The sequence below is a fragment of the Arthrobacter globiformis genome, from assembly GCF_030817195.1.
Classification (GTDB): domain Bacteria; phylum Actinomycetota; class Actinomycetes; order Actinomycetales; family Micrococcaceae; genus Arthrobacter; species Arthrobacter globiformis_D.
In genome coordinates, this window is sequence record NZ_JAUSYZ010000001.1 from 2,683,416 (window position 1) to 2,708,983 (window position 25,568).

Consider the following 25,568-nt stretch of genomic DNA (forward strand, 5'->3'; position numbering starts at 1 on the left):
GTCCGGTGCTCGATATGGGGAAGTTCTGGTTAGGGCCTTTTCGACGTTTTCGCCCCATGAGATGTTCGAAGGAGGTCGCAATCGCTATGACGTTCATTGAACCCCAGCCCTTGGCTTGCTCCGCCACCACTGCCCTGCCAAGCTCGGGCGGCGGGTTCCGGCTCAACCCGGAAATCGGTGCCACGGGGGGCTGCAGTGCGCGGTGACGCGGGACTCTCGACTATGAAGGGCGGCTGCGGCTCGCTTGGCAAAGCAGCAGAAATGGTCACAAAAAGAGGGTGTGGACAGTGTCCACACGCTGGGCTTCGGATTCGGTTGTACCGGTATCGGACTGGGCCGGACTGGGGATGTTTTCGGGGGAGTGGCGGATTTTCAGGGGGAGTGGCTGGTTCGAGTCTCATCTCGGGCACGTGTTTTCCCTGTTCAGGGGCATTTTTAGCCTCTGAATGTGCACATATTGTGTTGTGAAGGGCCCCTTGGGGGGCCCTTTTTCAATAGTGCCCAGGTGGCTCCTTCGTTGCCTGGTCGGCGGTCTTGGTGCTTGTTAACTGTTCATGGGCGTGACTGGCTGGGGCAACATGACCTGAGAAAAATTCTGGTGGGATTTCTTTGCTTGGTCGTCGCGTGTTCACCAGGTTTCTCCTTATCGGTTCGTGGTTGCTGTTCTGCCTGTTCATGGTGGGTCCGGGGGAGTGCGACATGACTTGTGCCCAGCTGTTCGAGAATCGCTTCTGCCGGACTCCCGACGCTGCTCTGACACCGGTTACCGTGCCTGACTTGGAGCCGGCATCGCCGTATATGTGGCCCATCAAGGTCGCATCACCTTTCATCCTGCACCCTGTGTTTTGGGGACGTTACCTGTTCATGGCTAACGTTCGGCGTCTACTTCATGACGTCTGTACTCTCGTTGCGCGCCGTCCAGTCTTTGGTCCGCTGCTGGATGGATGCTCTTTCATCTCCGTTCATGGCCAGCCTGCTAAATGACTACCTGACGCCGGTGGACTGTTGCCGCGTCGAGACGCGTGGGTAGCCGATTAGCTTCGGCATGGCGCTCTCACGTGTCTCACAACCAACGATGGGCGAGTTCAGGTGGTGAGTGCAACACCCTGAATTGTGTGGGGTGTCGTCGATGGGCAGGCCGTGGTCGCCGTTGAGTGTTCGTTTAGCGTTCTGGGAAGGGCTGGATGCCGGGCTGTCGGTAGCCGTAGCGGCGCGGGCCGCGGGGGTGTCGCGACCGACTGCGTACCGGTGGTTGAGCGACCATCAGAAGGTGTTGCCATCACCGGTTCAGGATTTCAGTGTGCCCCGTGCAGGGCTTTTGTCGTTGCGTGAGCGGGAAGAGATCGGGTTTCAGCTTGCCCAGGGTCATGGAGTGCGGCGTATCGCCGGCTTCCTCGGCCGGGCTCCGTCGACGATCAGCCGGGAGATCGCGAGGAACCGCGTCAGTGACCGGTATTCGCCATCGCTCGCGCAGGAGCAGACGTGGGCTCGTGCCCGCAGGCCGAAGCCGCGGAAGCTGGACGGGTTAGCGTTACGGGAACAGGTCACCACGATGCTCACCGACCGGTTCAGCCCGGAACAGGTCGCTGGCCGACTGAAGGTGGAGCATCCGGAGAATCCGGAGATGCAGGTGTCACACGAAACGATTTATCAGGCCCTCTTCGTCCAGGGCCGCGGATCCTTGCGCCTGGAAGTTGCGACGGCGCTGCGGTCCGGGCGGGTGCGTCGGCGCCCGCAAAGGCCGGAGGGTCCTCGCCCGCAGCGGTTCCAGGAGATGGTGATGATCTCTGACCGGCCGGCAGAGGTCGAGGACCGCGCCGTTCCCGGCCACTGGGAAGGGGACTTAATCATCGGTTCGACGGCATCGAAGTCCGCGATCGGGACCCTCGTCGAACGCACTACGGGATACGTGATGTTGCTGCATCTGCCCGAGGACCATACTGCCCGCACCGTCGCCGACGCCATGATCACCGCGATGAATACCCTCCCCGAGCAGTTGCGCCGATCGACGACCTGGGATCAAGGAGCTGAGATGTCACGGCATCAAGAAATCACGATGGCGACCGGTATGCCGATCTACTTCTGCGACCCGCATTCACCCTGGCAGCGCGGCAGCAACGAAAACACCAACGGGCTCCTCCGCGAGTACTTCCCGAAAAGCACCGACCTGTCATTCCACGGGCCCGGAATCCTCGAAAACGTCGCCGCTGAACTCAACCGCCGGCCACGCAAACGACACGGCTACCGAACGCCCGCAGAAGTCCTCGCTGAGCTAGTCTCGAACCCAGTCAACTAAATCCGGTGTTGCAGGCACCACTGGAATTCGCCATGAATCCGCCACACATCGGTTATGCGACACAGCAAGTGGGACATTTGACCTGGTTCGCCGTATAAAGGGTCTCCAGCGGGTGTCGTGTTTAGGAGTCGTCCCAACAGAGGTCAGAAGTCGTTTGCAGTGGGTCGTCGCTTTTAGCCTGCTCCTCGTTCAAGATCAGCGAGTTCTGATTCGAGTTGCTGGGTCAGGTTTCGTAGGCGCCGGAGGTGCTCTTGGGAGACGCGTCCCGGTTGGGTTGTGACTTGTGCGTCGACGTCGAAGACGGTGTTGGGGCTGTGCCAGACATTGAACCATTCGAGACCATGGCCGAGAGCGTCCCGGGTTACGCCTTGGAGCAGGAGCAGTGGTTCCCGGGTGTTGATGTTCAGTTTCCGCGCCAGGTCAGGATCTGAGGACACGGCCTGGACCTGACGGGGTCCTCCGGCGGGGTGGTAACCGTGGTCGCGCATCAGGCTGAGGAGTGACGCGTTTTCGAGCAGTTCCACGGTGAAGTGCGGGAAGAAGTCGCGCGGGACCCAGGTCCGCATGAAAGCAACGGGAAGATCATCGAGGTAGCGGACCCGCTCGATTTTCCAGGTGTTGGTGGTATTGAGGGCCTCGATGCCTGCCTGGGGCGGCTCGGATGGTTCTACGGTGAGGACGTGAGTGCGCAGGCGCTGGCCGTGTGCGGCTGCCTGTTCATCCAGGCCGCCCGCGCGCTGAACGTGCCGGCGGAGGACGGGCGTTGCGGCTACTACGCTGCCGCGGCCGCGCTGGCGTCGGATCAGGCCGAGGTCGGCAAGGCCTGACAGGGCCTGACGCACAACGCTGCGGGAGACACCGAACTGCCTTTGCAGTTCCTCTTCAGTGGGCAGAGAGGAGCCCGGGGACAGTGCAAGGTCCACGATCTGCCGGTGCAGGATGTCCCGAATTTGAGCATGGAGCGGGCCTCCGGCTTCCCGGTTCAAACCACCGCTACGTCCCGCCGGCTCCGACGCTGTTTCTGCTGGTTCCAAACTCACGCTAACTCCTCTGCCGCTGTGCAAATCTTAGCCCTCCCGCCGCCTGCCTAGCCCGTGTAGTGACATAGCCGGCCTTGACGTGACCCACACCACCCATTATTGTACGTATCAAAGGTACGTACAACTTCGGGCTAGGAATCACAGGAGATGCCGTGGACCCGAAGTGCGAGTCACCTGCTTGAGCCCGCATCGGCGCGTGAGCGACGTGAAAGTACCTGCAGGTGACAGCCGGATACGTGAGTTTCAAAAACCCCTCGAATTGGAGAATCCATGCGCGACCCGCGCTCGGTGCGTTGCACCTACTACTTAGAGTCCGAGATTGACCCCGGGAAGGCCGCCGCCATCATGGCGGGCGAGCAGTCCAGCGGCACCTTCCTGCCGGTCCCGGGCGAATCGGCCCGGATCCGGGAACGGCACGCCGCCCGGATATCCGATGTGCAGGAGCTTGGTTTTTGCCGGCCTTCCTTGCCGTCACGGGCTAACCCGGAGAAAGTCCGCGCTGCTTTGGTGACCGTTGATTTCCCGATGGAGAACGTAGGCACTGACCTGGCGACCTTGCAGACTGCCATTGCAGGCAATCTCTTCGAACTGGGCGACCTTTACGCGTGCCGGTTGCAGGACATTGTTCTGCCTGAGGACTTCGTGGCCGCCCACCCTGGCCCGGCTTTCGGCATCGAGGGGACGCGCAAGCTCATCAGTGACGTTCAGGGCGTGATGGTCGGCACCATCGTCAAACCCAATGTCGGGCTCTCAGAAGAGGAGTTCCGGCTGGTGGTCCGGGATCTGGCGGTGGCGTCCATTGACCTGATCAAGGACGACGAGCTGATGACTGATCCGGCGTACCTGCCTCTGGAACGTCGGGTCGCGGTCGCCACCGAGGAAATTCGCGCCGCCGAGCAGGTCACGGGCCACTCGACCATGTATGCCTTCAACATCACCGGTGACCTCGCCGGCCTGCAAAAGCGCCACGACCTGGTTGTTGAAGCCGGTGGCCGCTGCGTGATGCTGAACATCCCCGTGATGGGGCTCCCGGCTCTTGCCTTGCTCCGCAGCTTTGCCGAGGTACCGATCCACGGCCACCGTGCCGGCCTCGCCGCCTCCATGCGGTCCAAGGCCCTGGGCATGGACTACCGGGTCTGGCAGCAGATGGCCCGCCTTGCCGGCGCCGACCACCTGCACGCCAGCGGGCTCGGCAGCAAGTTCTACGAACTCGACGACGAAGTCGCCGCGAACATCCGCAGCCTGCTCGAACCCCTCGGGCAGACCATTGCACCACTTCCAGTGTTGTCCTCAGGGCAGAACGTCACCACCCCCGGCCCCACCTTCGACGCGGTGGGGTCCACCGACCTGATGATGCTCGCCGGCGGCGGCGTCGCAGCTCACCCGGACGGCCCCGGCGCCGGAGTGCGGAGCCTGCGCCAGGCTTGGGAAGCAGCCGTGAACGGAGTGCCGCTGCAGACCGCAGCGGACAAACTCGCCTCAACGGGGGACGATGCTCTCCTGCACGCAGTCCAGACTTTCGGGAAAGGTGCCTGACATGCCAGCCTTTGGTTTCGTCGCAGACGACCTCACCGGAGCCGCCGACGTCCTTGCCCAGTCCCACCGCTACGGCCTGGAAGCTGCGCTGGTCATCGGGGACGCGCCGCTGCCCACGGACACCGACGTCGTCGGGTTCGCAGGACCGGCCCGCTCCCTGTCCGGAACAGCGTTCGACAACCTGGTAACCCGTGACCTCGCCGGGATTGCGGCCCTGAACCTGGACGTGCTGCTGTACAAGGTCTGCTCCACCTTCGACAGCTCCGTCACTGTCGGGAGCATCGGCCGCGGGATCCAGCTGCTCCATCAGCAATTCCCCCTGCACGGCCCCATTCCCGTGGTGCCCGCCCAGCCGGGCTTCGGCCGGTACACCGCCTTCAGCAACCACTACGCCACCTACGCCGGCAAAATCTACCGGCTGGACCGCCACCCGGTCATGTCCCGGCACCCCTCCACCCCCATGTCCGAGGCGGACCTGCGCCAGGTCCTGGCCGAACAACTCGGCGGCACCCAGGTGCCCGAGGCGATCCACCTGCCCGCCTATAATGACGGCACCTTCAAGGACTCCTGGGCGGACCGGCGCCGGGACCTCGGAGCACAGGCCTTTGTCGTCGACGCCGTGGACGAACACCAGATGAACACCATCGCAGAAGCACTCACGCGGGAAGAACACGGCCACGGACCCTCGATCGTCGTGGGATCCGGCGGCATCATGGCAGCCCTGGCACGGTCAATCTCGGACCAGGCCCCGCGCACACCCGGACCCCAGCGCCCGTCCGGACCGGTTCTCGCCGTAAGTGCTTCAGCGTCCAGCACCACAGCCGAGCAAATCAACGACGCCATCTCAAATGGCTGGGAGGACGTTCCCGTGCCTGCCGAACTGCTGCAACGCGATGACACCACCCTCGTGGCCGCCCTCGATGAACGGGTCTCCGCTGCCCTTCAGGCAGGCAGGAACGTCGTCGTTCACACCACCCGCGGATCGGCGGACACCCGCTACGGCGCCGGTAAACCGGTGGACGCCGGCTACGTCGGCACACTGATCGGCGGCATCGCCGCCAGGATGGCCGATGCCGGTCTCACCCGCGACATTGCCGTCTGCGGTGGCGACACGTCCAGCCACGCACTCATCGCCATGGGTGTACGCCAGCTGCGCGTTTCCGACCAGTTCGTCACCGCAGGGCCCATCCTGTGGGCCGACGGCGCCTCCGCTGTCGGCGGGTGCCGGCTGCTGCTCAAGGGCGGACAGGTCGGCCCGACCGACATCCTGGCCCGCTTCGCCGGCCAACTCCCCAGCTGATCCCCCCAACACAATTCCTCCACGCATCACCAGAACCAACGAAAGGCGGCCCCCATGCGGGCAGTAGTCAAGAACGCAGCCGAACGAGGCGTCACCTACATCACCGACGCCGGCGACCCCAAGGCCACAGAAGGCTCCGTCGTCATCGAAGTAGGAGCTGCGTCCCTGTGCGGCACCGACCGTGAACTCTACGAATGGACCCCCTCCGCCCAGGCGTTCAACCTCAACCTCCCGGTCATCCTCGGCCACGAAGGCGCAGGCACCATCGTCGAGGTCGGCCCCGGCGTCACCGGACTGCAGGTTGGCGACCAGGTCGCCCTCGAAAGCCACCTGACCTGCGGACAATGCTTCCCCTGCCGCACCGGAGACGCCCACACCTGTGAACGCACCGGGATCCTGGGCATGCACATCGACGGCGTCTTCGCCGAGTACGCCGCTGTACCGCAGGACATCTGCGTCAAGCTCCCCACCGGCCTGTCCCTCGAATCCGGAGCACTGCTCGAAGCGGCCGGCGTCGCCGTCCACGCCATCCAGCGCGCCAATTACTCCGTCGCAGGCCGGGCCGTGCTCGTCAGCGGCGCAGGCCCGGTCGGCCTCGTCGTCGTGAACCTGGCACTGCTCATGGGCGCCATCCATGTCATCGCCGTCGACCCCAACCCCTACCGTCGCGCCCAAGCCGAAAAGCTCGGTGCGACCGCCCTGCACCCCAACGACGGCATCATCGAACGCTGCCGCGAACTGACCGGCCGCCGCGGCGGCTTCGACGTCGCCTTCGAATGCTCCGGCGCCCCCGGCACCCTGACAACCCTCTTCGAGGCCGTCCGCCGCGAAGCCACCGTCATCACCGTCGGCCACCCCAGCCGCCCCGCCGAAGTCGACATTGCCGCCTACATCAACAAAAAAGGCATCACCCTTCGCGGCATCTTCGGCCGCCGGCTCTGGGAAACCTGGGAACAAAGCCTGCTGCTCCTGGACTCCGGAAAGCTGGAACTGGACTGGCTCATCACCCACCGCAAGAAGCTCAGCGAAATCGACGAAGCCGTCGAACTGCTCACCGGAGACGCCTGCAAAGTCCTGCTCATCCCAGGCCTCGGCTAACCCCAGCCCCCACCGGAACTGACGGTCCGACCCGTGCAGCTCCCAACCACCCAGCTATTCACAGGAGAAATCAATGTCGATTCCCATCAAGAAAGCCCTGGAAAGAATCCCCGGCGGAATGATGCTGGTGCCCCTGGGCATCAGCGCCGTCATCCACACCCTGGCACCGGACGCCGGTAAGTTTTTCGGATCCTTCACCGGAGCCTTCTTCACCGGCCTTCCGCCCCTCCTGGCCGTGTTCTTCGTATGCCTCGGCGCAACACTCGAAGTCAAATCAACCCCCTACATCCTCAAAAAGGGTGGCGTGCTCCTCGGCTCCAAAATCCTTTTCGCCATCCTCATCGGCATCATCGCCGGACGCTTCCTCGGCGAAGCGCCCATCGAAACCGGGATCCTGGCTGGCCTCTCAACCCTCGCACTCGTCGCCGCCCTGAACGACACCAACGGCGGCCTCTACATCTCCCTGATGGGACAGTTTGGCCGCAAACGCGACGCCGGAGCCTACTCCATCCTCTCGCTGGAATCCGGCCCCTTCCTAACCATGGTCACCCTCGGCATCGCCGGCCTCGCCGCCTTCCCCTGGCAGGCGCTCGTCGGCGCGATCCTCCCACTGGCGCTGGGCATGCTCCTCGGAAACCTGGACAAGAACATGCGGCATCTCCTGGCCCCGCTGGTACCGGCAATGATTCCGTTCCTGGGCCTGGCCCTCGGCCTGACCATCAACCTCAACGCCGTCGTCGAAGCAGGACTGCTCGGCATCGCCCTTGGACTGTTCGTGGTCTTCATCGGCGGCGCGGTACTGCTGCTCGCCGACAAACTCACCGGCGGCGACGGCGTAGCAGGCCTCGCCGCAGCAACCACAGCCGGCAACGCGGCCCTCGTCCCCGCTATCGTCGCCACGGCCAACCCCGTCTACGCGCCGGCGGCAGAACACGCCACCGTCCTGGTCGCAGCGTCGGTCGTCGTCTCCGCGGTACTTTGCCCAATCGTGACTGCCTCCTGGGCGCGCAGGGTGCAGAAGAAACTGGTCGCAGCAGAGATGAACAAGAGCCCGGCCGAGGTGGCAGCCGTACCCAAGCACGCGTAGAACCTCAAAACTGACCCAGGTAGTACCAAAGGCAACCGGGCGGGGCATGCACACAAATGCATGCCCCGCCCGCTCTCTACATAGAAGCTTGATTAAAGCCGGGAAGGAGCAACATGAACGGGGACACTCAGATGCCGAACGTCCTGACGCTTGAGACCAAAGCCCGCCCGCTCAGCTACCACAGCTGGGTCCACCTAAACCCGGGGGACCGAGTCACCGTCAAACGGAGCGGGTTCGCGCAAGAGCACGGCACCGTGGACGACGTTGGCGAGGACGCCACATACTTTTGGGTCTGGTTCGACGGGCAAAGCCGAATCCTGATCTTTCACGGTGACGGCTCAGTCATCCACAAAATCCTCCCCTAGCGATCACAGCAAGAAGAGACCAAGGCGGCCAGTAGAAGAACAACCTGCAGAAGCATTCACTAATGAAAACCGGCCGGACCCACACACCGTTTATCGGACAGTCCCTCGAACTAGGCCGGTGAATGGCCGGGGGAGTGGCCTACTCTTCTTCCAAGTCAGGCCGAGCCTTGCGAAGGCGTGCTTGGAAGCGTGGCCGTCACTCCCGGGCAGAAGGTGTTCTCGCCTATGAACACCCTTACGGCCCGCTGCATGGCGTGCTCACCGAGCGTTTCGAAGCGCAGGGTGAGCTCTGCGGGCGGTCGGGAGGGTGAACTGTTTGCGGATGCGGTCCCAGATGTGCTCCGGGACTGTCGGCCACAACCGCTCAGCCTTCACATTCGATGCAGTAGCCATGGCCGTCCTTCTCCCCCACCTTCTGGGAGCGGTGGCGGACCAGGAAGCAGGAATAGCAGGTGAACTCGTCATCGGCTTGGGGGATGACCTGGACGACGAGCTCTTCGGCGATGAATTCGCCGCCGGGGGTCAGGCCGTCCAGGACGTCGGCTTCATCGAGTTCCAGAACCACAGATTTCGCGTCCGGAGCCTTAGCGGTTTTGAGGGCCTCCAGGGAGTCGTTCTGGGATTCCTTGACGTCGGTCCGAAGTTCGTCGTAATCGGTTGCCACTGTGGGGCTTCTCATTTCTCTTGTTCTGGGTTTGTCGCGATAGCAACATACAGCATCCACCCCTTATTCCCCTGGGCGGGCAGAAAGGGGCACGACCGGTGCACGGTGATCATTTTGCGGGACCGCTTCGCCGAGTGACTGGATTCTGACCTGACCGACCAGGGTGACATCCAGCACTTGGTGGACTCCCTCCCGGAGCCAGGCCTGATCCGGCGGTCGGCAGCCCGCGTGTGAACAGCGTCAGGAGCCCGGGCCTGAATTGATCGAGCCGGGCAAGGGCGGTTAACGAGTAGGTATTGTCGGGCAGCGCGACCGGATCCAGCTTCTCCCGGCATTCACCCCCATCTGGACAATTGGGGCTGGGTGGGCACCGAACACATCCAGGCTAATTGGACAACGGCGTCCTCCGGTTCAAGAGGGTTCAGGTGTAGAGGTGGCTGTCGAAGACCGATCGGGGCTTTTCTGAGGGATCGGGGTGGGCGACCATGACGGGAATTCCATCAGGGTCGCGGCCTTCCACCACAGTGATTCCTCCGGTTGTGCGGGTCTCCGTGTATCGCCCCATCTCTTTCAGAGTCTGCTCGAAATATTTCAAGCCTTCGGCGGTGTCTGTCGCCCACATCAGCAGGTGATGCCCGAGGCCGCCGGAGTGGCGCTCCTCCCGCTTGCCACGCTCGATGAGGTAGAGCTGGAAGCCTCCGGGTGCGAGGAGGAGGGCCGCCTCGCCCGAGCGGATGGTCTCCTCACACCTGAACAGGTCCCGGTAGAAGTTCACGGACCTGTCCAGTTCTGCCACGAACTGGACAGATGACGCGACCCTTGCTGAATACCCCATCCAGCCATTGTTGACCTGCCCGCGGGATATGGCCAGTGTTCCGGACGGCACTTCAGCTTCCGCTGCCCCGCCCCTGCTGACGGCCGTGACGGAGTGAGCGTGTCCCTCGTCCGCCAGGACGGCACCAATGCATCCACCCTCGGCGACTGAAAACGAGCACAAAAAACCTGCCGGGAACTGGAAACCAAGTACGGCCTCGAAGAGCTCTCCAGTATGCAGGGCACCCGCGGCTACGACCGGGCAGAGAAGGCCACCGCCGTCCGGCCGTCGCCCGCGACACCGGACTGCTGGTACGCCCCGCGATATGCCAAGAACACCACTGACGTCATCGTTGGGTACTCCGTATCGGAACGCCCCAAGCAAGGGGAGCGCCCGTTCTGGTTCGGCGGCGGCATGCTCGCCTCCGATTTGAAGCTCGGTGCCCTGCGTGAAGAATGGACGGACTCACCGCACCTGGCCACCGAGGCCGCCGCGGAAATGGAACGCCTCCGCGCGCAACAAACGCAAGGTCTCCAGAACCGGGCCCGCGAACGCAACACCTTCAGCAAATGTGTGGGTGGAGTACACCCGCAACGCAACAGCGCTGGTTGAAAAGCTGCGCGTACTACCGCCGGAATAAGAACCGCCGCCACAATGTTCGTTTCCTGTGTGAAGAACATCGGGTTCCTGTCCTTCGGCCATTGGACCGACCACCCGGAGTCGGGCACGCGCACAGCGTCGGACGCGCTGTTGCAGGCGATCGACCTCGCGGTCGCGGCCGAGGAGCTGGGGGCGGACGGCGCCTACTTCCGCGTCCACCACTTCGCGCAGCAATACGCCTCCCCGTTCCCGCTGCTTGCTGCGATCGGGGCACGGACAAGTCGCATTGAGATTGGTACCGCTGTGATCGACATGCGCTACGAGAACCCGCTTTACATGGCGGAGGAGGCCGGCGCGGCCGACCTGATCTCGGGCCGCCGACTGCAGCTGGGTATTAGCAGGGGTTCACCCGAGCAGGTCATCGATGGGTGGCGTCACTTCGGCTTCGTCCCGGCCGAGGGCGAGTCGGACGCGGACATGGGCCGCAGGCACACCGAGCGTCTGCTTGAGGTGCTCACTGGCGAGGGCTTCGCGGCGCCCAATCCCCGCCCGATGTTCCCGAACCCGCCGGGGCTGTTGCGCGTGGAGCCGTACTCGGAGGGCCTGCGTGATCGTATCTGGTGGGGTTCGGGCTCGAACGCCACGGCCATCTGGGCCGCGAAGCTCGGGATGAACCTGCAGAGCTCCACGCTCAAGGACGACGAGAGCGGCAAACCGTTCCACGTCCAGCAGGCTGAGCAGATCGAGCTCTACCGGCAGGCCTGGAAGGAGGCCGGGCACGAGCGGGAGCCGCGCGTCTCGGTCAGCCGCAGCATCTTCGCACTGACGGACGAGCGCGACTGGCAATACTTCGGCCGCGACCGCTACAGCTCTGACCAGGTGGGCAACATCGACGAGAAAACGCGCGCGGTTTTTGGCCGGTCCTACGCGGGTGCCCCGGACGAGCTGGCCGCGAAGCTGGCCGAGGATGAGGCGATCGCCACGGCAGACACACTGCTGCTCACGGTCCCGAACCAGCTCGGCGTTGACTACAACGCTCACGTCATCGAGTCGATTCTGAAGTATGTGGCGCCACAGCTGGGCTGGCGCTGACCCCTCGCGGCAGATTCCCCCCAGTACGGAAGTTGCGGTTAATTTGGCTGTGTTGACGCTCCAACCAGACTCGCGACCCGGCCGGCATCCCCTACGTTCCGCGCCAGCAGTACTTCGGCAAGGCCAACGCTGCCGAACGTATCCCCGGCCAAGTACAACAAGGGGAATTAGTTAGGCCGATGGGTAGGCAAGCTGCCGCGCAAGCCTGCCCCCGAGAGTTCGTGGGGGGCCCTGCACCCTGGCGCGGGTCTCGGAAAGCTGGTGGCTTACTTGCGCGAGGCGGGGTGCTCATCGCCGATGTGCCGGATGGTGGGCTTGTCTCGGTCTTCGACGCGGACGTCGCCGGGTGCGTGGAGGGTGGTTGCGCGCATGAGGAGATAGGGCCTTCCAGGGTTACTGAGCTTGTTACAAGAGGGGTGAAGCGGGCCGGTTCAGCGGCCTTCGAACTCGTCGTCGGTGATCTGTTCGCCCCACCAGGAGGCGATCTCGGCGCCGTCGTCGGCTTCCAGGAGGACAAGGTGTTCCATGAACACGCCGGGAGCCGCGGCGTGCCAGTGCTCTTCGCCGGGGGCGTGTAGAGGGTCTGGCCGGGGTGGACTTCGATGATGTTCCCGTCACGGTCCCCGAACCTGGCGATCCCGTCGGTGACATGCAGGTACTGGCCGCGGGCGTGGGAGTGCCAGGCGGTGCGGGCGCCGGGCTGGAAGCGTACCTTGGCCATGGTGGCGCGCTGCTCGGGCCCGTGCGGGGCAGCGATAACGTCCAGCCACACTCCGCCGGGGAACTGTGCTTCCGGGTTCAGGATGGTCTCGCGCTGGGGTTCGATGATCATGATTTTTCCTTTCAGCCGGTGCTATTTAGTGAGGATGCGCTGGGCGAGGGTGAGGGCGGAGACCGCGCGCGGCCAGCCGGCGTAGAACGCGACGTGGGTGATCGCTTCGATGATCTCGTCCTTTGTCAGGCTGTTTGCGATGCCCATGGGGATGTGCGCTTCGAGCTGCTCGATGTTGCCTGCCGAGACGAGGCTGCTGATCGTGGCAAGGCTGCGGTCGCGGCGGGAGAGTTCGGGCCGGGACCACACCTGGTCGAAGAGCACGTCGTCAGTGAGGGATACGAAGGTGGGGGCGAAGTCGCCCATCATCTTCTGCATGGGGGTCTGTTCGTTGTCGGTCATCACGGTTTCTTCTTTCTGACGTGTTGGGCTGGAGCCTAGATTTTCGGCTGTTGGCGTCCGTCGCCCGATGCGAACTGCTTCTTTCCGTCTCCAACGTTGACGTTGGTAACCAATGTAGTACTGTTGAAGCAAGAAAGCAACGCCAACGTTGGAAAAATGGGAGGAGTCTCCATGGCATGGGACGTTGAAGGCACTAAACGCAAGATCATCGATGCGGCGACACGGGAGTTCACCGTCCGCGGCCCCGACGGGACCACGATGGAGCGGATCGCGAAGCTCGCGGGCGTGAACAAGGAGCGCGTCTACAACTACTTCGGCAGCAAGCCGGAACTCTTCGAAGTCGTCCTGCGAGAGAAGCTGGCCGTCGTCGCCCAGACCGTGCCCGTGGACTCCTTCACTCCCGACGGAATCGGTGAGTACGCCGGGAGACTCTTCGACTACAACTGCGAACATCCGGAACTCGTCCGCTTGGTCCTTTGGGAGGCGCTCTCATTCACGACCCAGGTTCCCGAGGAGCAGCAACGCCACGACTATTACGCGCAGAAGACCCGTGCATTCGGTGAGGCGCAAACGTCCGGAACCGTCCAGAGCAATATCCCGCCGGATCATCTGAATTTCCTGCTGCTCGCTCTCGCAGGATACTGGGCGGTCTTACCGCAGGTCGCGCGGATGATGACCGGCGCTGACGTCACCGACCAGGCCGAGACGACGCGCCGCCGCGCCAGCGTCGTCGAGGCCGCCCGCCGGCTCGTGGAATCCTAGGCCTCCACGCCGCCAGCCAGTTACGCAGCGAAGGAAAGACGCTAAAAGAAACGGCGCAGCGGCTTAGCGAAAACACCTCATCATTAACCGGGCGTTGAGCCGAGCCGACGAGTGTTAGTTAGCTGACCGTACTCTTTCCTGCTGCCACGGACTGATCACGGAAGACCGCCAAAGAGCGATCAAATGTACATCTTGCGGAGGCATGCCGGGCGCAGTGAACTGGTTTTTGCGCCGCTTTCGTACGGGAATCAAGGTCACGGATGCCATTTAGCGCTGCGAAAACACCGCCGTTTACTGCTGCAACATACGGTTAACCGGCAATGGCGGCTAAACGGCCGCGCAAGGACGTTATCGGACGGGCGCGGACTCTTGGGGTGTGTATGACTGGAGTGTTTCGGCGAGGGCTTTAGCGATGGGGGTTGCCGTCAGGCCGAGCTTGTCAGCGATTTTCCTGCTGCCGACGATGAAAGGCTCCTCGAATTGGTACTGCATCTTAAGGTGTTCACGGCTGAGGCCGCGCAGGAGCAGCGGCGGCATGGATCGGAGCCTGATGCGGGGCTGGCCGGCAAGTTTGAAGATCATGTCGACGAGTTCCCTGGTCGGCGTTGTTTGCGCGGGTTTCCGTTAGCGGGTGTCCGTCGGGGCGCCCGTACACATAGACGTTTTCCATGCTGACCAGGCGGGCGCCAGTGCTTTCGGCGGCGGCGAGAACGCCGGATTGCAGGGCGGGGAACTGTGTGCCCCATTCAGGGTACGGCGGGTTCAGGGTCTGATAAACGACGGCGGCCCCGCGGGCTGCGTCGGCAGCAAACGTGGGATCGCTGGCGTCCCCGCGGGCAACTTCGATGCCATCGGGAACGCGTGCCTGTCCTGACCGGTTCACGAGCCGGACGGCCTGGCCGCGGCGCCGGAGTGCATCGAACGTGGCGAGACCGATGGCTCCGGTGCCGAAGATGACATGCAGTCCCGTGCTCATGCTGTTGCCGCCGCGGCCGGTCCGCGGCGCTGTTTCATCGCGGACCCGACGGGTATGAGGACCTGGAGCAGGAGGCCCGCGATCGCGGTAACGACGAGTGCTCCGCTGGCACCGAAGACGATGAATTGCTGGCCGACCTGGATCATGAAGAGGGTGGTGACAGTCCACCCCAGTGCCCACAATGCTGGCATGGCCGCGGCCCAGACCCAGCGCCGGTGCGCCCGGCGGGGCAGCGCCAACGCCTGTGCGGAACCGAGAACGAGGCCGTTGATGGCACCCATCAGGGCAAGATCAGTGAGGGAGGTGCGGTAGTTGACGGCGACGGCGCCGAGGAAAAGTCCTGCGCTCATGCCGATGGCAGTTGCGGGTATCCACTTGAGGGCCTGCAGCCGGTGACTGCTGGTGTGCGTCTGGCCGGCGCCGATGATGAGCCCGGCGATCGCTCCGCCGGCCAGGGCTGCCAACGGACCGTCCACGCGTCCCACGACCGCGCTTCCGGCGAACCCGGCCAGCGGCAGGGCAAGGAACCCTGCCGTCCAGAATAGCCAGCTGCGAAGGAACGTCGTTCGGGATTCTTGGATGCGGTTCATGGGGCTAATTCCTTTTGCCGGTCGTTGGCTGCCGGGGTTCTGGTGGTGCTGAGGGTGAGGGAGTGACGGAGGGCGCGGTGGCTGTGGGGCTAGCGCGGCGGGCGGAGCGGATCAGGATGCAAACGCCCAGTGCGGCCACCCACAATCCCCAGCCGGTGCTGCCGAGGAGGCCGGCCAGGTCCCAGACGGGGAATCCTGGGACTGCTGTGGCAAGGATGTCGCCCTGGTTGAGCAGGTAGATGATGCTGACGAGGAGTCCGGCGGCACCTAGCCACCGCGGGAAGATCCCGCTGCGCAGGATGACCACGCTGAGGGTGACTGACCACGCGATGATCAGCAGCTGGCCCAGGTGTTCTCCCAGCAGCGCCCCGCCGAACTGGTGCTGGGCCGTCCAGGCGGCGTCCACCGCCGCCCGTGTCGGGGCATCTCCCGTGACGTAGGAGCCGGCGAGGGGCGGAACGACGAACACCCAGCGCAGGAACCCGATCAGGGACAGGAGCACCGAACCGGCACCAGCGTAGGTGGCGACGCGCAGGGCCGGATGATCGCGGAGGCCGAGTGCCGCGGGTAGCAACAGGACCGGTACGGCAAGCAGCCCGTACGTCCAGGCCGTCGCGAACCAGGTCCAGACCAACCCGGGTCCGCCGGCCGAGAAGGCCGGCAGCACAACGCTGGTCGGTTCCCGCAGGATGTCCGGCCAGTCAAACGTCACCGAGAGGGTCGTGGCAGCCGCGGCAAACGCAAGGGAGCTCACGACAAACAATGCACCGGTAACCCGTAGGAGGTTCCTGCCCGCGTAAGTGGTGGTCATGATGTCCGTCTTCCAGAGAATGTTGCACGCCGTACAAATACTGTACGGTGTACAAAGACTGTACGCCGTGCAGGAGATTGTCAAGAGAGGACCCGAAACGATGACGTCACCAGCCCGCAGATCCAGGCCCGGACCCCGCCGTGCCCTCACGGAAGAGGAGATCCTGGAGGCCGCACTGGGCCTTCTGGATGAGGGCGGCATGAAGGCGGCCTCGATCCGGGGCATCGCTGCGCGGGTGGGGGTGGCCCCGAACGCGGTCTACACGTACTTTCCCGACAAGGCCGCGGTGGTCCAGGCGATAGTCGAGCACCTGCTCGGGCAGGTGGATCATGCGGTCTTCGCGGACCGTGAGGTGCCATGGCGGCAAAGAATTGAAGCTCTCGCCCTGGAGCTGCGGGAACGTCTCACCCCACACCCTGGAGCGGTCAGCCTGATGATCGGCGGGCCCATGCACGGCGCGCACGCACTCGCTCTGAACGAACGCCTCATTGGGATTCTCGTGGGCACCGGCCTCACCCCGGAGGACGCTGCGAAGGCGGCCTACCTGCTGATCGTTTACGTCTTCGGCTCGATCGCCCTGGAAGTCGCGGAGGCCGGAGAAACGCACAGGTTGCCCCCGGAAGCAGAACGGATAGCAGCACGCCAAGCCGGCTTTTCCGCCATCCCGGCCGAAACCCACCCGCACTCCTCCGCGGCAGCAGCCACGATGGCCGGCTACATCTCCACCGAGCAATACATATGGGGACTCCGTAAAGTGCTGGACGGCATCAGTGCTGGGCTAACTTCAGAGTCGGCCCCGCTGATGACCTTGGAGCGTTGACTGGGTTGAATAGCCAGAGCGCCAACCAGAGCACGGATCCTGCAAGGACCGCAAGTGCGGAGTCGAGGACAATCTCGGGCGCCAGGTTGCGTAATCCGATGGGAATCGACGCCAATGCATAGGCCGCGGTCGGAATCTTAGGTGCTGCTCCATCTCTGAAGAGCGCGATGCAGAACAGCAGCGAGCCTGCGAGGAACACCACCGAAGCAACCAGGAACGCAATCCCCAGCGGACCGGACCGCAAGGACGTGATGGTTGAAGCGTCGAGTTGTGCGAAAACCAGGTTGATCACCCATTCCGTTCCGGTGGCCGCCGCGAGTCCCACAAGATTCACGCCGACTGCGATCGCGGCAAAGCGTCTTGTCGTGCGTAACGCGACCTGCGCTATCCCGACGATCAGGACAATCGCGAGGGCCTGGGCCAAGGGCGCTACCAACTGGGTGAGCGGACTGAGGGGTATCAATCCGGCCCGCTTGCCGGCATTGACGAAGAGGATTGCGGACGCGAGTATGCCCGCGATTGCTGCAAACCTGAGAGGAAAATTGGTGGAACTATTCTTGGGTGTAGTCACGAGCGTTCCAATGCCTTTCTAGGTTCGGCTCGCCGTCGGTGAGCGACGAGGTTCGCACTGTTCGTACCGCAGGTACGCGGCGGTGCTCATCGCGCAGGTTCTGGTCGGGGCTCAACGGGTCGGCGGGAAGGCCGGGACACGCCCGCGGATCCCTGGGTGCGGCGGTAGATGAAGTATTCGGCAACCGCGAGGCTGATCACCCAGGATGCCCCTATTAGTAGCGCGCGGGTCAGCTCGTCAACCGGTCCTACCAGCAGGATCCAGGGAATGGTCACTACAACAATGGTTCCCTGGGCAATGCCGATGGCGTACGCCCGGGACATCCACTCACTGTGCCGGACGTAGTTCCGGCGCCGTATGGCGATGAATCCCAGGACAATGCTCACCACCATGGCCGAGCCGAAGACCAGCCGAAGGACGAGAAGAAACGGCCCGTCCAGGGGCGGGAGGTCGTAGAAGACCGCCATCCACAGACCGGACAGGGCAGCAAGGAGGCCGGCGGGGGCAAGGATGCGTCCGGCGATGCGGTGCCAGCTGGTCCGGCCGTGCTTGCCCCGGCGAAGTGAGGGAACGAACTGAAACGCGCCAAGCAGCAGGTACACGGTGACGGTGGGTATGTGGATCAGTACGGGGATGGGCGAGTCGAAGAACCGGGCGTTATCCGGTGTGACCTCGCCTCCTGTGAGGCTGGTCAGGCGTACTGCCCCGGCGATTACCGGGACGAGGCTGAGGAGGATCAGGGCGGCGGGCACGAGCCAGCGGGCCCGAGGCTTTCGACGGGAGCGGAGAAGGGTTTCGGGTGTCATGATGTCGCTCTCTGGCTGGTGCGCTCACGCACTGTCCGGGGTTGTCCGTCCAGGAACCCCCAGAGTCCCTTCGCTCGTACTGGAAACGGGTGCGGCCGTTGCGAGCCCCGGTTTCATCACACGGCCGTGGGCGAGGTCGCAGGCGTCAGCGGGGGATCGAGTGGGCCTTGGTCGAGCCGGAACGGCGGGTACTTGTCGCTCATCAGGGCCGCGTAGGTGATGGTTCAAAGGGTCCATCGGTTGATGCCCATGAGCAGGTCGAAGATGCCAGGACGGTAGACGCCAGTGAAGAGCAGGATGACCGCGGCGATGCACACCAGCAGGCTAAGCAGCGAAATGCTCGCCGTCGATGAGGATGTCAGGCTTCCGGTGAGGGCGGCGACGATGAGCAATTGCGGCAGGGCGAACAGCCAGGACTTGAACAGGACCTTCCAGCGGGAAAGCTTCAGCGGGTAGGCAACATCTAATTCCGCCGGGTAGTCGCTGCGGGCGAGCGTGAAGGGCGGATAGTGATCCGTTCCAAGGACGCCATAGGCGTAGAACGTCACCCGCCAGTTCCAGCGCAGGACTCCGACCGTGAATTGGAAGAGCGAGGCCGGGTATCGGCCGGTGAACAGGATCGCAAACCCGGCTGCCACTGTCACGACGAGGAACGCGATCCACAGCAGCGCCAGGATGATGTAGTGGGGGATGACCAGGATCCACTTGACCAGCCAGAGCCACCGCGAAAGGTCGGGGTCAAGGTGCCCGGTAAGTTCGGATGGCTCGTTTCCGCCCCGGTCCGCTTCCTGGGAAGCCCCGGGCGCGATCCCTCCTCCCAGGCCTGCTGCCCCCACAATGATCAGGAGCAGGGATACGCCGACTGCGAGTAGCGCGGCAGTGAGACCTTCCGGTCCCCACGGAGGTGAACGATAGGCCGACAGCACACCCACCGCGGCGAGTCCGAGCAGGACCCCCACAGTCAGGACAGCCATGGGGAGCGCGGGCATTCTGGCTACTGGCGAGTCGGGACCCCGGGGAGAATTGCCGGGCATTGACGTGGACATGGCGTGCTTCTTTCATAAGGGCTGACGGCTGGAGTGCCAGGAGCCGGTGACCGGACTAGCGGTTCCCAACAGCACCCACTTCGTACGCCGTACGATCACCGTAGCGTACTTAGTACGAAAAAGCGATAGGCAGAGGTGTTTTCGACCGGGTGAAAGGTCGGTGGCAGTTGGGAGGGAGTCGCGCCCCGGTCAGTCCGGGGCTGCGGACCAGAAGCCTCTGCGGTGATGGTAGATTTCCGTGCTCGTGCACACGGCAAGGACGCGGACCGCCTTCACCTTGGGACAGCATCGCTCTGCACTGCCCCTGATGCCGGGTGCCCGATTAGGAGAACGCCGGTGACACTTTCCAATGCCGGCTGAGGCGCACGTGTCGTCGGCGTATCGGCCCTGCGGCGGCCGGGAGCTTCGCTTCACATGCCGGCCGGCTGATCGCCGGCATCAGTGCCGGGACCGGGGATCGCCCGGGCGAGTCCGTCGAGTATGACGTTCAGGCCGAAGTCGAACTCGTCCCCGAAGTCGTACCCGGCTTTGAGGACGTGCTCGGTGGCGATCTCCACGAGATGAGGGTACTGCCCCTGGGAGAAGAGTTCGACGATGGATGCGGTCACCTCGGCAGCGGCGTCCGGGCCGTGGAACGGCAGGGCGGCTTCCTGGAGCGCGGCTCCGTAGATGTAACTGTCAAGCAGAGCATAGGCGTGGGCTGTCATCTGCACCGAGAATCCCGCGGCCCGCAGGGTGGCGAGGGTCGCCTCATGGTGGCGAAGGGTGGCAGGGCCGGGTGAGGTGCGGGTCTCCAGCAGTCCGACGGCCCACGGGTGGCGCTTGAGCGCCTGCCGGACCGAGTGCGCTCTTTCGTGCATTTCTTTCCGCCACTCGCCGGCAGGGGAGGGGGGATCGATTTCACTGAAGACGGCATCCACGATGCCGTCCAGAATCTCTTCCTTGTTGGCCACGTAATGGTAGAGCGACATGGGTTTCGTGCCCATGCTGGCCGCCAGTGACCGGATGGTCAACCCGGCGATTCCTGACTCATCCGCGAGGACCAGGGCGCAGCCAAGCACCCTTTCCCGACTGAGCGGAATGCGTTGCGGGGACAGGCTTTGCGTGGTCGTTGACATCAGGGGGCTCCGGCCGTATCGGTTTAGTACTATGTACGCTACCATGGCCGTACAGTGTACGAAACAGGCGCTGTGAACCCATATCGAAGGGAAAACGCCATGGCATCCCACGGTCAGAAGGTCAGGCAAAGTCCACACCCAGCGTCCGCAGGGGAAACGCCGATGCGGGCCATCGTGCAGGAGGCCTACGGGTCCGCCGACGTCCTGCACTTGGCACACATTGCCCGCCCGGCCATCGGCGAGAAGGAAGTTCTGGTCCGGGTGCACGCGGCGGGACTGGACCGGGGCACCTGGCATGTCACCACCGGCCTGCCCTATGCGTTACGGATGGTCTACGGGATCCGCGCCCCCAAGAACCCCGTCCCCGGGCTGGATCTTGCCGGCACCGTTACGGCAGTCGGAGCAGCAGTGACCAGGTTCTCCGTAGGGGACGAGGTCTTCGGCTTCGGAAAAGGTCCGTTCGCCGAGTTCGCTGTCGCGCGTGAAAACAAACTCGCCCGCAAACCGGTCAACCTCACTTTCGAACAGGCCTCGGTGGTCCCGGTCTCGGCCAGCACCGCCCTGCAGGCACTCCGCGCCGCGGGTCCTGTAACCCGGGGACAGAAAGTACTGATCCTGGGCGCCTCCGGCGGCGTCGGCAGCTACGCCGTGCAGCTGGCCAAGGCGGCCGGGGCCGAGGTGACCGGGGTGTGCAGTACGACCAAACAGGACCTGGTGCGCTCCTTCGGCGCTGAGCACGTCATTGACTACACACGGCAGGACTTCGCCGACGGCACCGAACACTATGACCTGATCCTGGACATCGCCGGGAACCCGACTCTCGCCCGCCTCCGCCGTGCGCTCACCCGCACCGGCACGGCCGTCATCACAGGCGGGGAAGAAGGCGGATCCTGGACCGGCAGCATGGACCGGCAGCTCCGCGCCCTGGTCCTGTCTCCGTTCATCAGCCAACGGTTGACCATGGTCATGGCCAAGCAAAGCGCAGCGGACCTCGAGCACCTTCGCGGACTCATCGAAGCCGGCACCCTCAAATCGGTCATCGACCGTACCTACACCCTGGACCAGGTCCCGGAAGCCATGCGCTACTTCGACGCCGGCAAAGCCCGCGGAAAAATCGCCATAACCATCTAAGCCCCACCCCGTCAGAGCCTCGTAGACAGCTCCTGACAGATCTTTGTTCCAACGGTAGAGCCGTATTGCGTCCAAGAGGGTGCCGGCTTCGCCTGCTACGGATTACTGAGGGTTTCGCGGCCAGGCGCTGCGGAGCCTTCAGCCGTTAAACCAAGAATGCAGGAGTCTTACCATCGGTCTACCGCTGGCGGATTTGGTCGAGCAGAATGAGGCAAATGGGCCAGATGTTTGCGCGCCACAAGCTCACGGGACTGCCCGATGAGGAAGCGGACGGGGCGGTCAAGCTCGGAGTTCGAATCCGGTTTTGAGAAGAGATACCGCATGCCTGCGGCTATCCAGAGTGTGGCGGACTGGCAGTTGTGAAACCTGCCGGAAGCCGTTCCTCGTCCCCTCGGAAGCTCGCCGCGAACGGCAATCAGCACCAAACTGCTGCTCACGAACCAAATGCAAGCTTCGGTCGAGAGTGCTATCGGCCGGGGGACCGTTGGCTATTCTGCAGATTAAGGCGCATGCTGATCAGGAGGACAGCCGTGAGATTGAAGCCGAAAATGTATTCGTAAGTGGCGGTCTCGCGCAGTACCCAGGCCCCCTGGCCAGCCAATCACCGGTCCGGGCTCCGTTGGAGCCGTCATGCAGTCGGCGGTTTCGATGGCGGTAAACACGCTGCGGCCTCCGGAGCATACATCCGCTTCTGACAGGCACCTCCACGATAAGACTCCAGGTAGTTGTCGTGGACCCTCTAGAAAACGAAGCGATCCTCGCGTCGTGTCCTGCGTGGGCCGTCGGCGAAAGTCTTTCCCACCTTCAGTCGCTGCCCCCGTCCCCGCGACCTGACTGAACCCAGGACTCAAGCCCTTGCCCTACATCGCCGTAACCCGGTTCTGCCCCCAGCTCTGACGTTCCCGTGACAGAGAGCCGAAATGTTCGGAGAGATGACTGTGTCCGTTTCATGCTGGCGGACAAAATAGGGAAAGCCCCTGGGGAGGGGCTTTCTGCGTGTTGGACAGGTGATGTTTGGTATTGGCCAGGGTGATGCGTTCCTCCTCCCTGGGCGCTGTGCGCCCTGCCGGTTTCCGTAGTTAGAGACTTTAATATTTGCCGCGTTGATCGTCCAGCGACACGACCAAGAATTTCCGGCGCCAATGCTTGGACTTCCCTCTATCGCGCTTCTGGGCCGAAGTCGCGCTGTCAGGCTCAGCCGGGCGCACTGGGATCAGCGGACAACTGTTCCGACGCCGGACCTACCCTCGGTCGTCAAAAACGGCGCCGTTTCTGACCTGTGCCCGGCACGCCTCCCAAAAATTTTGTGGAGTTTGGCGATAAATGTCAGCCCTCATCTGGGCGAGAGCATCGAGGAGGATGCGCGCCGTTCCGTCGACCGGCTTACGGACGCCCGTCCATCTGTGATTCCCTGCTGTTCCCCGGCAATTAGGCTCGTCAATATGGGGAATGAATCTATCCGAGCCGCATACGGGGCACGTGCCGCCGAGTACACGCGCATTCTTGGTTCCATTGAGGACGCGCACGAGCTGGATCGGCAACGCATCCGACGTTGGGCAACGGGTTGTGACGGCAAACTCATCGACGCCGGGTGTGGTCCCGGTCACTGGACCAACTTTCTGTACCAACATGGCGCGACTGTGGAAGGGGTTGACCTTGTTCCCGAATTCATAGAGAACGCCCGAGTACGCTTTCCCGATGTGCCTTTTCGTGTTGCCTCCTTCCACAACCTGGGCGTGCCAAATGGATCACTGCACGGATTGCTGGCCTGGTACTCCCTAATTCATATGCCACCGAATGAGTTGTCCGTGGCGCTCAGAGAGATCGCTCGTGCTCTTGTAGGAGGCGGGCGGCTACTCGTTGGTTTCTTCGAGGGTGCCCCGGCGGAACCTTTTTCACACGCGGTTACAACGGCGTACCTCTGGTCTGTCGAGCAGGCGCGGCATCTGCTGAATGAAGCAGGCTTCGATGTGCTCGAAGTGGAGAGCCGCCAAGACCCCGGCAACCGGCCCCATGCCGCGATAGCGGCCACCCTTCGGTAAGGGATGGGTGAACGAGGCGTTCCCGGAGTTTCAAGGGAAGCTGGCCTGCTTCGGCTTTGATTGGCTGGGACGGCAATTCGCGCTCGATCCTTTTCGTGGATCCGCGCCGGACCTCGAAGTGCTCATGCTTGAACCTGGCACCGCGGAAGCCCTCGAAGTCCCGGTCGCCTTTTCCCGGTTCCATGATGCTGGCCTGGAAGACTACTACGACGCCTGCCTGGCGCCGGAATTTTTTGCTGAATGGATGGCAGCCAGACAGGAGCCGCTGCGCTTCCCTGAATGCGCCGGCTACAAGGTTCCGCATTTTCTCGGAGGCGAAGACAGCACTTCGAACCTCGAAGTCTCGGACACCGAGGTCTACTGGTCACTGATGGGCGCCCTGCGGCTGGCCACCCGGAACCTCGAACCAGGGACGCCGATCCTTGGAGCCGACCTCTCGGATTGAGTCGCGGGCCCGATGACGGTCCCGCGGATGCCTAGCCGGCTCTGGGGCCCGTCGCCCTGCTCTTTCGCAGAAGGACGGCGAAGAATGCTGCAACTATGGCGCCGAAAATCCCTGCAAGCAGGCTCGACCAATGGATCACTGGGAGTTTGGTGAGTACGAAGTTGAGATTCGTCAGGGAGGAAACTGCTGCGAACGCTGCCGTGGGAATGAAGACTCTGGTCTTACACGTCCTCTGAAACCCCCCATTATTTCGGCTACCCACGCAACCGACGTCGAGCCAAGCCTACCGGGGGTCGCAGCCGGCGCCGGCCGGGATTGCCGTTACATTGCTGGGTTCGGAGTTTCGCGTTTACGGTTCTGGCCACATGATCGAGCAGGCCGATCTGCCGGAAGGAGTACGGCGTCCGCGCTGCGACCATCTCAACGACGACGAGACGGCGGGAGTGTTCGACGTGATCAGGTCGGAGAGTGGCGGCCTCGGGGAGCTCTCGGAAAGGCTGCGCGCCGCCCTGCGGTAGATCCACTCGTTTAGCGATGTGGGATCGATGGTGAGAAACTCATGGACCTGGACCGGGCAGGCATCTCGTGGAGGCTGGATCCCCGGCTTCCCGCGGACCAGCAGGCGGGGGAGCGGGTCTATGCCCGGAACGACATCGACCGCGGGCACCTGGTGCGCCGCTCCTCTGCCGTCTGGGGCGACACCGTGGCTGAGGCCCAGCTCGCCAATGAGGACACCTTCCACTACACGAACGCCACCCCGCAGGCCGCCAAGTTCAACCAGGGCATGGAACTCTGGCTGGGCATCGAGGACTACCTCCAGGAACACGCCGCCCAGTACCGCAGACGCGTCGTGGTCTTCACCGGCCCGATCTTCAGCGCCCTTAATCCGGTCTACCGGGGCGTGGACGTTCCGCTGCGCTACTTCAAGGTGGGACAGGGTCCCGGGGGCGGTATTTCTTCAAGGGCCATCACCTTTGGCGTTTGTTGGTGTGCATGGTGGTTCGTAACCTTGTCATGGGGGTTCCCGGGCGTTAGGGCATGACTTCGCTGACGAGGCGGCCGTCTTCCCTGCGGAATGTCTGCCGTTCATCCATCAGGGGCGTCGTTGCGACACGGATCGCTTGCCGGTCAGGGTGGCGCGTGCGAGCGGTGGTACCGGCTTGGCGCTACGTTGGCATTATTGAGTATGGTCAGCAATCTCCGCGTAGCCGAAGACCTTGACAGCCGGTTGGAGCAGCTTGCGGCTGAGGAACACACCTCCAAGTCCGCGCTCCTGCTTCAGGGGCTGAATTGGTTTTGCAGCGCCACGCGCATCGTCGTGAGATCGGTGAAGTTCTGGACGTTGTACTGCTCTCCAGTCTTGATGATGGGTGACAATGTACTG

Annotated in this window: 27 protein-coding genes and 1 pseudogene; 15 read left to right on the forward strand and 13 right to left on the reverse strand. The window is 63.5% G+C overall.

All coding sequences use genetic code 11. The features are described 5' to 3' along the window. Positions 1-1,129: 1,129 nt before the first annotated feature. On the forward strand, positions 1,130-2,296 hold the full coding sequence (locus QF036_RS12090; protein ID WP_373460289.1) for an IS30 family transposase: 1,167 nt from the start codon (positions 1,130-1,132) through the stop codon (positions 2,294-2,296). A 173-nt stretch (positions 2,297-2,469) separates the two neighbouring features. Here QF036_RS12090 and QF036_RS12095 read toward each other — a convergent pair whose 3' ends face one another. Continuing rightward, a complete protein-coding gene (locus QF036_RS12095; protein WP_306922933.1) occupies positions 2,470-3,336 on the reverse strand; it encodes a GntR family transcriptional regulator in 867 nt (288 codons plus the stop codon). Positions 3,337-3,606: 270 nt separating this feature from the next. Here QF036_RS12095 and QF036_RS12100 point away from each other — a divergent pair, with 270 nt between their 5' ends. From QF036_RS12100 to QF036_RS12120, 5 genes are all read left to right on the forward strand, one after another. Beyond that, positions 3,607-4,872: a RuBisCO large subunit C-terminal-like domain-containing protein gene (locus tag QF036_RS12100; protein ID WP_307102117.1), complete on the forward strand. Its 1,266-nt coding sequence runs from the start codon at positions 3,607-3,609 to the stop codon at positions 4,870-4,872. Between the two features lies 1 nt (position 4,873). Continuing rightward, positions 4,874-6,172: a four-carbon acid sugar kinase family protein gene (locus QF036_RS12105; protein WP_307102119.1), complete on the forward strand. Its 1,299-nt coding sequence runs from the start codon at positions 4,874-4,876 to the stop codon at positions 6,170-6,172. 54 nt (positions 6,173-6,226) lie between these two features. Then, the gene (locus QF036_RS12110; protein WP_307102120.1) at positions 6,227-7,270 is read left to right on the forward strand and encodes a zinc-dependent alcohol dehydrogenase; all 1,044 of its coding nucleotides are present in this window, start codon (positions 6,227-6,229) and stop codon (positions 7,268-7,270) included. A 73-nt stretch (positions 7,271-7,343) separates the two neighbouring features. After that, a complete protein-coding gene (locus QF036_RS12115; protein WP_307102122.1) occupies positions 7,344-8,357 on the forward strand; it encodes a 2-keto-3-deoxygluconate permease in 1,014 nt (337 codons plus the stop codon). 113 nt (positions 8,358-8,470) lie between these two features. Next, positions 8,471-8,722 carry a hypothetical protein gene (locus QF036_RS12120; RefSeq protein WP_307102125.1) on the forward strand — a complete coding sequence of 84 codons (252 nt, stop codon included), beginning with the start codon at positions 8,471-8,473 and terminating at the stop codon, positions 8,720-8,722. A 364-nt stretch (positions 8,723-9,086) separates the two neighbouring features. Here QF036_RS12120 and QF036_RS12125 read toward each other — a convergent pair whose 3' ends face one another. After that, complete coding sequence (locus tag QF036_RS12125) at positions 9,087-9,386, reverse strand: DUF4193 domain-containing protein (RefSeq protein ID WP_307102127.1); 300 nt, start codon at positions 9,384-9,386, stop codon at positions 9,087-9,089. A gap of 421 nt (positions 9,387-9,807) precedes the next feature. Beyond that, the gene (locus tag QF036_RS12130; protein ID WP_307102128.1) at positions 9,808-10,221 is read right to left on the reverse strand and encodes a VOC family protein; all 414 of its coding nucleotides are present in this window, start codon (positions 10,219-10,221) and stop codon (positions 9,808-9,810) included. Between the two features lie 213 nt (positions 10,222-10,434). Between QF036_RS12130 and QF036_RS12135 the strand changes: the two genes are divergently transcribed. Together QF036_RS12135 and QF036_RS12140 are read left to right on the forward strand one after the other, a co-directional pair. Further along, positions 10,435-10,812 carry a hypothetical protein gene (locus QF036_RS12135; protein WP_307102130.1) on the forward strand — a complete coding sequence of 126 codons (378 nt, stop codon included), beginning with the start codon at positions 10,435-10,437 and terminating at the stop codon, positions 10,810-10,812. Between the two features lie 42 nt (positions 10,813-10,854). Continuing rightward, complete coding sequence (locus QF036_RS12140; RefSeq protein WP_373460134.1) at positions 10,855-11,892, forward strand: LLM class flavin-dependent oxidoreductase; 1,038 nt, start codon at positions 10,855-10,857, stop codon at positions 11,890-11,892. Positions 11,893-12,517: 625 nt separating this feature from the next. On the opposite strand, the pseudogene QF036_RS12145 reads toward QF036_RS12140, so the two are convergent. Together QF036_RS12145 and QF036_RS12150 are read right to left on the reverse strand one after the other, a co-directional pair. Continuing rightward, positions 12,518-12,724: pseudogene (locus QF036_RS12145) on the reverse strand (cupin domain-containing protein); the annotation flags it as partial. 21 nt (positions 12,725-12,745) lie between these two features. Beyond that, positions 12,746-13,066 carry a carboxymuconolactone decarboxylase family protein gene (locus tag QF036_RS12150; RefSeq protein WP_307102132.1) on the reverse strand — a complete coding sequence of 107 codons (321 nt, stop codon included), beginning with the start codon at positions 13,064-13,066 and terminating at the stop codon, positions 12,746-12,748. 171 nt (positions 13,067-13,237) lie between these two features. Between QF036_RS12150 and QF036_RS12155 the strand changes: the two genes are divergently transcribed. Continuing rightward, on the forward strand, positions 13,238-13,828 hold the full coding sequence (locus QF036_RS12155; RefSeq protein WP_307102134.1) for a TetR/AcrR family transcriptional regulator: 591 nt from the start codon (positions 13,238-13,240) through the stop codon (positions 13,826-13,828). A 348-nt stretch (positions 13,829-14,176) separates the two neighbouring features. On the opposite strand, the gene QF036_RS12160 is transcribed toward QF036_RS12155, so the two are convergent. From QF036_RS12160 to QF036_RS12175, 4 genes are read right to left on the reverse strand one after another with little or no spacing between them, the layout of a single operon-like run. Beyond that, complete coding sequence (locus tag QF036_RS12160) at positions 14,177-14,320, reverse strand: hypothetical protein (RefSeq protein ID WP_307102136.1); 144 nt, start codon at positions 14,318-14,320, stop codon at positions 14,177-14,179. 10 nt (positions 14,321-14,330) lie between these two features. Continuing rightward, entirely contained in the window at positions 14,331-14,804 is a 474-nt protein-coding gene (locus tag QF036_RS12165) for an NAD(P)H-binding protein (RefSeq protein ID WP_307102138.1), read from the reverse strand. After that, the gene (locus tag QF036_RS12170; protein WP_307102140.1) at positions 14,801-15,394 is read right to left on the reverse strand and encodes a hypothetical protein; all 594 of its coding nucleotides are present in this window, start codon (positions 15,392-15,394) and stop codon (positions 14,801-14,803) included. Before QF036_RS12170 ends, QF036_RS12165 begins: the two co-directional genes overlap by 4 nt. A 4-nt stretch (positions 15,395-15,398) precedes the next feature. Next, positions 15,399-16,205 carry a DUF4386 domain-containing protein gene (locus QF036_RS12175; protein ID WP_307102141.1) on the reverse strand — a complete coding sequence of 269 codons (807 nt, stop codon included), beginning with the start codon at positions 16,203-16,205 and terminating at the stop codon, positions 15,399-15,401. 100 nt (positions 16,206-16,305) lie between these two features. Here QF036_RS12175 and QF036_RS12180 point away from each other — a divergent pair, with 100 nt between their 5' ends. After that, positions 16,306-17,025 (forward strand): TetR/AcrR family transcriptional regulator, encoded by a 720-nt coding sequence (locus QF036_RS12180; protein ID WP_307102143.1) that lies wholly within the window; start codon positions 16,306-16,308, stop codon positions 17,023-17,025. Here the strand turns inward: QF036_RS12180 and QF036_RS12185 are convergent. From QF036_RS12185 to QF036_RS12200, 4 genes are all read right to left on the reverse strand, one after another. After that, on the reverse strand, positions 16,973-17,596 hold the full coding sequence (locus tag QF036_RS12185) for a hypothetical protein (RefSeq protein WP_307102144.1): 624 nt from the start codon (positions 17,594-17,596) through the stop codon (positions 16,973-16,975). The genes QF036_RS12180 and QF036_RS12185 overlap by 53 nt on opposite strands. Before the next feature lie 86 nt (positions 17,597-17,682). Then, complete coding sequence (locus QF036_RS12190; protein WP_307102146.1) at positions 17,683-18,402, reverse strand: DUF2306 domain-containing protein; 720 nt, start codon at positions 18,400-18,402, stop codon at positions 17,683-17,685. A gap of 224 nt (positions 18,403-18,626) precedes the next feature. Then, positions 18,627-19,376, reverse strand: a complete 750-nt coding sequence (locus tag QF036_RS12195; protein WP_307102148.1) for a DUF4389 domain-containing protein — start codon at positions 19,374-19,376, stop codon at positions 18,627-18,629. Positions 19,377-19,858: 482 nt separating this feature from the next. Continuing rightward, positions 19,859-20,566 carry a TetR/AcrR family transcriptional regulator gene (locus QF036_RS12200; protein ID WP_307102151.1) on the reverse strand — a complete coding sequence of 236 codons (708 nt, stop codon included), beginning with the start codon at positions 20,564-20,566 and terminating at the stop codon, positions 19,859-19,861. A 162-nt stretch (positions 20,567-20,728) separates the two neighbouring features. Here QF036_RS12200 and QF036_RS12205 point away from each other — a divergent pair, with 162 nt between their 5' ends. The 5 genes from QF036_RS12205 to QF036_RS12225 all read left to right on the forward strand — a co-directional run bounded on the left by QF036_RS12205 (position 20,729) and on the right by QF036_RS12225 (position 25,226). Beyond that, the gene (locus tag QF036_RS12205) at positions 20,729-21,697 is read left to right on the forward strand and encodes an NAD(P)-dependent alcohol dehydrogenase (protein WP_307102153.1); all 969 of its coding nucleotides are present in this window, start codon (positions 20,729-20,731) and stop codon (positions 21,695-21,697) included. A 1,442-nt stretch (positions 21,698-23,139) separates the two neighbouring features. Next, positions 23,140-23,739: a class I SAM-dependent methyltransferase gene (locus QF036_RS12210; RefSeq protein WP_307102155.1), complete on the forward strand. Its 600-nt coding sequence runs from the start codon at positions 23,140-23,142 to the stop codon at positions 23,737-23,739. Positions 23,740-23,746: 7 nt separating this feature from the next. Further along, positions 23,747-24,184 (forward strand): hypothetical protein, encoded by a 438-nt coding sequence (locus tag QF036_RS12215; protein WP_307102158.1) that lies wholly within the window; start codon positions 23,747-23,749, stop codon positions 24,182-24,184. A gap of 365 nt (positions 24,185-24,549) precedes the next feature. Then, on the forward strand, positions 24,550-24,702 hold the full coding sequence (locus tag QF036_RS12220; RefSeq protein WP_307102159.1) for a hypothetical protein: 153 nt from the start codon (positions 24,550-24,552) through the stop codon (positions 24,700-24,702). A gap of 41 nt (positions 24,703-24,743) precedes the next feature. Beyond that, complete coding sequence (locus QF036_RS12225) at positions 24,744-25,226, forward strand: DNA/RNA non-specific endonuclease (RefSeq protein WP_307102161.1); 483 nt, start codon at positions 24,744-24,746, stop codon at positions 25,224-25,226. The last annotated feature ends 342 nt before the right edge of the window (positions 25,227-25,568 follow it).